The sequence below is a fragment of the Roseateles sp. 22389 genome (assembly GCF_052044995.1).
Lineage (GTDB): Bacteria > Pseudomonadota > Gammaproteobacteria > Burkholderiales > Burkholderiaceae_C > Roseateles.
Genome location: NZ_JBQEOF010000009.1, coordinates 70,069 through 77,167 on the forward strand (window position 1 = coordinate 70,069; position 7,099 = coordinate 77,167).

General features: G+C 67.1%; 9 protein-coding genes. 7 read left to right on the forward strand and 2 right to left on the reverse strand.

Translation table 11 applies throughout. The features are described 5' to 3' along the window. Positions 1 to 55 precede the first annotated feature (55 nt). The gene (gene corA, locus ACTJKJ_RS14105) at positions 56 to 1,045 is read right to left on the reverse strand and encodes a magnesium/cobalt transporter CorA (protein WP_091730793.1); all 990 of its coding nucleotides are present in this window, start codon (positions 1,043 to 1,045) and stop codon (positions 56 to 58) included. 732 nt (positions 1,046 to 1,777) lie between these two features. Between corA and hpf the strand changes: the two genes are divergently transcribed. The 3 genes from hpf to hprK all read left to right on the forward strand — a co-directional run bounded on the left by hpf (position 1,778) and on the right by hprK (position 3,890). Beyond that, positions 1,778 to 2,119 carry a ribosome hibernation-promoting factor, HPF/YfiA family gene (hpf, locus tag ACTJKJ_RS14110; RefSeq protein ID WP_091730788.1) on the forward strand — a complete coding sequence of 114 codons (342 nt, stop codon included), beginning with the start codon at positions 1,778 to 1,780 and terminating at the stop codon, positions 2,117 to 2,119. A 288-nt stretch (positions 2,120 to 2,407) separates the two neighbouring features. Further along, positions 2,408 to 2,878 carry a PTS IIA-like nitrogen regulatory protein PtsN gene (gene ptsN / locus ACTJKJ_RS14115; protein ID WP_091730784.1) on the forward strand — a complete coding sequence of 157 codons (471 nt, stop codon included), beginning with the start codon at positions 2,408 to 2,410 and terminating at the stop codon, positions 2,876 to 2,878. 49 nt (positions 2,879 to 2,927) lie between these two features. Next, a complete protein-coding gene (gene hprK / locus ACTJKJ_RS14120) occupies positions 2,928 to 3,890 on the forward strand; it encodes an HPr(Ser) kinase/phosphatase (protein ID WP_091730781.1) in 963 nt (320 codons plus the stop codon). Between the two features lie 81 nt (positions 3,891 to 3,971). Here the strand turns inward: hprK and fur are convergent, their stop codons facing one another. Next, positions 3,972 to 4,403, reverse strand: a complete 432-nt coding sequence (fur, locus tag ACTJKJ_RS14125) for a ferric iron uptake transcriptional regulator (protein WP_091730779.1) — start codon at positions 4,401 to 4,403, stop codon at positions 3,972 to 3,974. 140 nt (positions 4,404 to 4,543) lie between these two features. Here fur and ACTJKJ_RS14130 point away from each other — a divergent pair, with 140 nt between their 5' ends. From ACTJKJ_RS14130 to ACTJKJ_RS14145, 4 genes are all read left to right on the forward strand, one after another. Beyond that, the gene (locus ACTJKJ_RS14130) at positions 4,544 to 5,080 is read left to right on the forward strand and encodes an outer membrane protein assembly factor BamE (RefSeq protein WP_297381460.1); all 537 of its coding nucleotides are present in this window, start codon (positions 4,544 to 4,546) and stop codon (positions 5,078 to 5,080) included. Beyond that, positions 5,077 to 5,883, forward strand: a complete 807-nt coding sequence (dapB, locus tag ACTJKJ_RS14135; protein ID WP_440820850.1) for a 4-hydroxy-tetrahydrodipicolinate reductase — start codon at positions 5,077 to 5,079, stop codon at positions 5,881 to 5,883. Before ACTJKJ_RS14130 ends, dapB begins: the two co-directional genes overlap by 4 nt. A 40-nt stretch (positions 5,884 to 5,923) precedes the next feature. Continuing rightward, on the forward strand, positions 5,924 to 6,568 hold the full coding sequence (locus tag ACTJKJ_RS14140) for a MotA/TolQ/ExbB proton channel family protein (RefSeq protein ID WP_440820851.1): 645 nt from the start codon (positions 5,924 to 5,926) through the stop codon (positions 6,566 to 6,568). Between the two features lie 83 nt (positions 6,569 to 6,651). Beyond that, positions 6,652 to 7,099 (forward strand): ExbD/TolR family protein (locus tag ACTJKJ_RS14145; RefSeq protein WP_440820852.1); only part of this gene is annotated, 448 nt, incomplete at its 3' end.

Consider the following 7,099-nt stretch of genomic DNA (forward strand, 5'->3'; position numbering starts at 1 on the left):
GCCGAAAAAAAGCGCGCCTCCCGGGCGCGCCTTCATCCGCGTCGAGCGGGCTTGATCAGGCCAGCCAGCCCTTGCGGCGGAAGTAGATGAAGGGCGCCGCCACCGACGCCACCATCAGCCCGATCGCGAAGAAGTAGCCGTACTTCCAACGCAGCTCCGGCATCGCCTCGAAGTTCATGCCATAGACGCTGGCGATCAGCGTCGGCGGCAGCAGGGCGACGCTCGCGACCGAGAAGATCTTGATGATCTTGTTCTGGTTGATGTTGATGAAGCCGACCGTGGCATCCATCAGGAAGTTGATCTTGTCGAACAGGAACGCGGTGTGCGAATCGAGCGAATCGATGTCGCGCAGGATCTGGCGCGATTCCTCGAACTGCTCGGCGTTGAGCATGCGGCTGCGCATCATGAAGCTGACCGCGCGCCGGGTGTCCATGACGTTGCGCCGGATGCGGCCGTTCAAGTCTTCCTCCCGGGCGATCGCCGCCAGCACCTGGCCCGCCTCGGTGTCGTTGACGTCCTTCTTCAGGACCCGCGCGCTCACCTTCTCGAGGTTGTCGTAGATGCCTTCCAGCACGTCGGCGGAGTACTCCGCGTCCGCGTCATAGAGCTTGAGCAGCACGTCCTTGGCGTCCTCGATCAGCGCCGGGATGCGACGGGCGCGCAGGCGCAGCAGGCGGAACACCGGCAGGTCCTCGTTGTGGATCGAGAAAAGCACGTTGTCGAAGAGGATGAAGGCGACCCGCACATTGCGCGGCGCTTCCATGTCGTCGATCAGGAAGTCCGAGCGGATGTGCAGCTCGCCGTTGTCTTCCTCGTAGAAGCGCGCCGATTCCTCGAGATCCTCGTCGACGATGTCCTCGGGGATCACCAGATGGAAGCGTTCGCGGATCCAGTCCTTTTCCTCCGGCGTCGGCGACTGCAGGTCGACCCAGACCGGGTTGCGGTCGGCCCCGGCGAGCGAGAGCAGTTCGGCGGCGGTGGAAATCTCTTCCTGGACCATGCCTCCCTTGAGGCGGCCATTGTCCAGCGTGAACACATTCAGCATGCGGATCCTTCGTCGGCGGTGCGCGCTCGGGCGAACGCGCAAGCCGGAGTGCGCGTTGACGGACCCTTCGAGGGTCGCCGCGGCGCGAGAGTTGCCAGGAGCAGGCGACGCCAGGCGGCGCGCCAGGGGGTCGAGGTGGCCCGTCTCACTCCGGACAAGCGTCGCGGCGGCGTTGGATGCGGTGGAGCAGAACGCTCAGGGGCTGCGGCGGATTGACGCTGGAGTGGACGGCCACCGAGGGTGGTCGCTGTCCAAGGGGGACTCCAGTAATCGGGACGCGGGATTATCACATCGCGTCCCGAGGGCCAGCAAGGAAGCGCGGGGAGGACGCCCGGTCGGAAGGCCCGCGCCGCACAACACCCAGCATTCCAGCACGGACCTCGCCCTGCTGCAAGGCGGGAAAATTCGCCCCCAAACTTGCTTTCCATCACTTGCCGAGGCTGGGGATCGGGAGCAGACTGGACTCGTCTTCTTCATCGATTTCGCCTCAGAACCCGCATGCCATCGGCCCTCGCGGCCTTCCGGGTCCCTCGCGGACCGCTCACCGTCACGCCGTTTCCGACACTCCATCCGCTTCCCCCGCGTCTCCAGCTCGATGCCGGCGACGTGCCGACCGACCCTCACCGACTCCCCACCTCACCAAGACCCTGGACCCTGCCCGCTCTTTTCCCCGCGGCAACGACCGCCGACTCCGACTCTGTTTCCGACCAAGCCCTTGTGAAAGGAGGCTTTATGAACCTGACCATCAGCGGCCACCATCTCGAAGTGACACAGGCTCTGCGCGAATACGTGCTGAACAAGCTCAGCCGGGTGCTCCGCCACTTTGACCAGGTCGTGGACGTCAACGTCCTGCTGACCGTGGAGAAGCAAAAGGAAAAGGATCGACGCCAACGCGCTGAAGTCACGCTGCATGTGAAGGGACGGGAAATCTTCTGCGAACACTCGAACGGCGATCTCTACGCCGCCATCGACGAGCTGATGGACAAGCTGGATCGCCAGGTCTGCCGCCACAAGGATCGGGTGCAGAACCACCACCATGAATCGGCCAAGCGCATGGACTTGAGCGCCGGATAACCGTTCTCCGCGAATCCGACGGCCCCTCCCGGCTCGTCGGGCTCGCTGCCGGATCTTCAGGGATTACCCGGAGATCCCCCGCAAGGCGGCCCATCGGGCCGCCTTTTTGCCGAGAATTGTTGCGATGCAACACCAGCGGAGACGTTTTCACAGAAGCGTCGCATCCGTCACACCCCCTCTCGGTAGCGGGATTCCTATAATCCAGTCCTTCAACCCTCGAATCTGCGTACCCGCTGGTGCGCAGGCTGCTTCCCCAGCTCGCCGGTCGACATGGCCGGTAAATGCCCGATGAACCGTCTCGCCGCCATCCTTCCCGCCAGCAACGTGCTGGTCGATGTGGACGCTTCCAGCAAAAAGCGGGTCTTCGAGCAGGCCGGGCTGCTCTTCGAGAACAACCATTCGATCTCCCGCGCCGCGGTCACGGACAACCTGTTCGCCCGCGAGCGCCTGGGGTCCACCGGCCTGGGCCACGGCGTCGCCATCCCGCATGGCCGCATCAAGGGCCTGAAGAACCCGCTGGCCGCGGTGCTGCGCGTGCAGCAGCCCATCGGCTTCGACGCCCCCGACGACGAACCCGTCACGCTGCTGATCTTCCTGCTGGTGCCCGAGGCGGCGACCCAGAGACACCTCGAGATCCTGTCCGAGATCGCCGAGATGCTGTCCGACCGCGAACTGCGCGAACGCCTCAAGACCGAGGCGGAGGCCGCCACCGTGCATCGCCTGATCGCCGACTGGGAACCGCTGAAGTCGGTGGCCTGAGCGGCCCAGCGCCTCGAGACGATCTCTCCACCTCCAGCAGCCGCCCAACTTGAAAGCCACCTCCATCAGCGCGGACCGGTTGTTCGAGGAACACCGCGAGGCCTTGCGTTGGGAGTGGATCGCCGGGCACGCGCACCCTGAACGCCGTTTCGACGAAGCCGCGCTGCGGGACGCCCAGTCGGCCGCCGACCTGGTCGGCTACCTGAACTACATCCACCCCTACCGCGTCCAGATCGTCGGCCGGCGTGAAGTCGCCTACCTGAGCCAGGCCTCGGGCGACGTGCTGGACCGCCGGATCTCGCGCATCGTGACGCTGGAGCCGCCGGTCATCATCGTCGCCGACGACCAGGTGCCGCCGGACCGGCTGGTCGCGATGTGCGACCGCGCCGAAATCCCGCTGTTCACCACCGCCGAGAGCGCCGGCCACGTCATCGACCTGGTGCGCGCCTACCTGGCCCACGTCTGCGCCAACCGCACGACACGCCACGGCGTGTTCATGGACATCCTCGGCCTGGGCGTGCTGCTGACCGGCGAATCGGGACTGGGCAAGAGCGAGCTTGGCCTGGAACTGATCAGCCGCGGCCACGGCCTGGTGGCGGATGACGCGGTCGACTTCTTCCGGATCGCGCAGACGGCCATCGAAGGCCGCTGCCCCGAGTTGCTGATGAATCTGCTGGAAGTCCGCGGCATCGGCCTGCTGGACATCAAGGCCATCTTCGGCGAGACGGCGGTGCGCCGGAAGATGCGCCTCAAGCTGATCGTGCACCTGGTCCGCAAGGAGACGATGGAGCGCGACTTCGAGCGCCTGCCCTACGAGCCGCTCTACGAGGACGTGCTGGGCATGCCGGTGCGCAAGGTCGTGATCGCCGTGGACGCCGGCCGCAACCTGGCCGTGCTGGTCGAGGCCGCGGTGCGCAACACCATCCTGCAATTGCGCGGCATCGACACCTACCGCGAGTTCGTCGAGCGCCACCAGCGCGCGATCGAGCAGGGACTGAACGACAACAACTGAACGCGGCGTCGCTTTCGACGGTGCATGACGAAGGGGCTCCGCGGAGCCCCTCGTCGTTGACGCCGCGATCGCCGGACCGGGTCAGCGGGCCATCTTGTGCGGGCAGTCCTTCTTGACGCAGTTCGCGTACAGCGCGAGGGAGTGCTCCTGCAGCTGGAAGCCACGCTCCTGCGCGATCGCGTGCTGGCGCTCCTCGATCTTCGGATCGTAGAACTCCTCGACGAAACCGCAGGTCAGGCAGACGAGGTGGTCGTGGTGGTGGCCCTCGTTGAGCTCGAAGACCGCCTTGCCCGATTCGAAGTGGTTGCGCGACAGCAGGCCGGCTTGCTCGAACTGCGTGAGGACGCGATAGACGGTGGCCAGACCGATGTCGGCGCGTTCATCGAGCAAAGCTTTGTAAACGTCCTCGGCGGTCATGTGCCGCTGCTGGGCGGTCTGGAAGATCTCGAGGATCTTGATGCGGGGCAGCGTGGCCTTGAGCCCGCTGTTCTTGATTTCGTCTGACCGGTTCATGGGGTTTGCGCCTGCGGGGAAGCGTGGGTGCGTGCCGCTAGAATCTCGCGATCATAGCCCTTGCGCCTCGGCCAATCCGCGCCATGTCATTGAATTCCCGTATCGCCTGCATTGCCCGCCGGAACGCCTCCGGCGCCGCGATGGCAGGCCTGGTTGTCGGTCTCCTGGCGCTGGGCGGCTGCTCGCAGATGCCCAAGTTCGACGCGCTCTCGGTGAGCGGCGACAAGGTGCTGGGCCTGGTGACGCCCTACCGCGTCGAGATCGTGCAGGGCAACGTGGTCACCAAGGAACAGCTGGCCGCGATCAAGCCGGGCATGACCCGCGTCCAGGTGCGCGATGTCCTGGGCTCGCCGCTGCTGACCGACGTCTTCCATGAGTCGCGCTGGGACTACGTGTTCACGATCCGCCGCCAAGGGGCCGCGCCGCAGAACCGCCACATCCTGCTGACCTTCGACGGCGACCAGCTGTCCAAGATCGACGCGCCGGACGACCTGCCGACCGAGAAGGAATTTATCGCTTCGATCAACACGCTGAAGGTCTCCGGCAAGGAACCCAAGCTGGAGCTGACCGAAGAAGAGCGCAAGGCGCTGCCGCCGCCGGTGCGCACCGCCGCGGCCTCGGCGCCGGAGCCGATGGGCCCGACCCGCGACTACCCGCCGCTGGAGCCGCGCCGATGAGCCGTCTGCGGATCGCGATCACCGGTGCCTCCGGCCGCATGGGCCGGATGCTGGTCGAGGCGGTGCTCGCCGCCGACGATCTCGAGCTGGCCGCCGCGCTTGCCCGCGACGGCAGCCCGGCGCTCGGTCAGGATGCCGGCGCCTTCCTCGGCCAGACCACCGGCGTGGCGATCACCAGCGACGTGCGGGCCGGCCTGTCGCGGTCCGACGTGCTGATCGACTTCACCCGCCCCGAAGGCACGATGGCGCACCTGGCGCTGTGCGCCGAACTGGGTGTGCGCACCGTCGTCGGCACCACCGGCTTCAGCCCCGACGACAAGGCGAAGATCGGCGAGTACGCCCAGCGCGCCGCCATCATGATGGCGCCCAACATGAGCGTCGGCGTCAACGTCGTGCTGAAGCTGCTGGCGCAGGCGTCCAAGGCGCTCTCGCAGGGCTATGACATCGAGATCGTCGAAGCCCACCATCGCCACAAGGTCGACGCGCCCAGCGGCACCGCGCTGAAGATGGGCGAGGTGGTGGCCGAGGCGCTTGGCCGCGACCTGAAGACCTGCGCGGTCTACGGCCGCGAAGGCGTCACCGGCGAGCGCGATCCCTCGACGATCGGTTTCGCGACGGTCCGTGGCGGCGACGTCATCGGCGACCACACGGTGATGTACCTGGGCATCGGCGAGCGCATCGAGATCAGCCACAAGGCCTCGAGCCGCGCGACCTTCGCGCAGGGCAGCCTGCGCGCGGCGCGTTTCCTGGGCGAGCGCAAGACCGGGCTGTTCGACATGAACGACGTGCTCGGCATGGCCTGAGCGCGACGCGCTCGATCACCGGCGATCGACGAACGACGCGATGACCGAACTGATCCATCTCTGGCAAGCGGGCGACGGTGTCGCCCGTTTCGTTTCCCTGCTGCTGCTGGCGATGTCGGTGTGCAGCTGGGTGCTGATCTTCTGGCGCGGCTGGACGCTGGCGCGGGTCCGCGCCGACCTGGGCCGCGGCCTGCCGGTGTTCTGGACGGCGCCCGACCTGGGCCAGGGCCGCGAGCACCTGGCGCCGCTGGACCGCGGCGCGCTGATGCTCCCGCTGATCGATGCCGCGATGCAGGACAGCGCGCCCGGCACGCTGGCCGCCACCGCGCGCAGGACTTCGCAGCTCACGCGGCGTCTGCGCGACGCGCTGCACACGGTGCTGGGCGGCCTGAACCGGGGCCAGGTCATGCTGGCGACCATCGGCGCGACCGCGCCCTTCGTCGGCCTGTTCGGCACCGTCTGGGGCATCTACCACGCGCTGCTGAGCATCTCCTCGACCGGCAACTTCAGCCTGGACAAGGTCTCGGGCCCGGTTGGCGAAGCGCTGATCATGACCGCCGCCGGGCTGGCGGTGGCCATCCCGGCGGTGCTGGCCTACAACCTGTTCGGCAAGTGGGTGGCCGCCTGCGAGGCGGAGCTCGAGGGCTTCGCGCACGACCTGCGCGAGTTGATCGACGAGGCGTGAGCGCCCGTCCGACCTGAGCTGATGCCATGAAGTTCGGCCGCCTCGAACGCCGCGAAGCGCCCAAGCCGATGGGCGAGATCAACATGACGCCGCTGATCGACGTCATGCTGGTGCTGCTGGTGATCTTCATCATCGCCGCGCCGCTGATGGGCAGCGCGCTGAAACTGGACCTGCCCAAGAGCGATGCCGCCGCGCCCGGCCCGGGCGCCAAGTTCATCGCCCTGGTGATCACCCCGGAGGGGGACTACCTGCTGGGGGACGAGCCGCTCGACGCCAAGGCGGTGCGAGAGCGCCTCGTGCAGCTGGCCGCACGCCAGCCCGACGCCGAGCTGCGCCTGAGCGCCGACCGGGCCGTGCCCTATGGCAAGGTCGCCCAGTTGATCGGCTGGGCGCAGAAGGCGGGGCTGAACCGGATCGCCTTCGTCGCGGAACAAGGCGAGGGCGAGGGCGGCGAAGTCGGCGAGGCCGGCCTCCGGAGCATCCCTTCATGGACATTTTTCTCGTCGAGGACTCGTCGGCCATCCGCCGGCT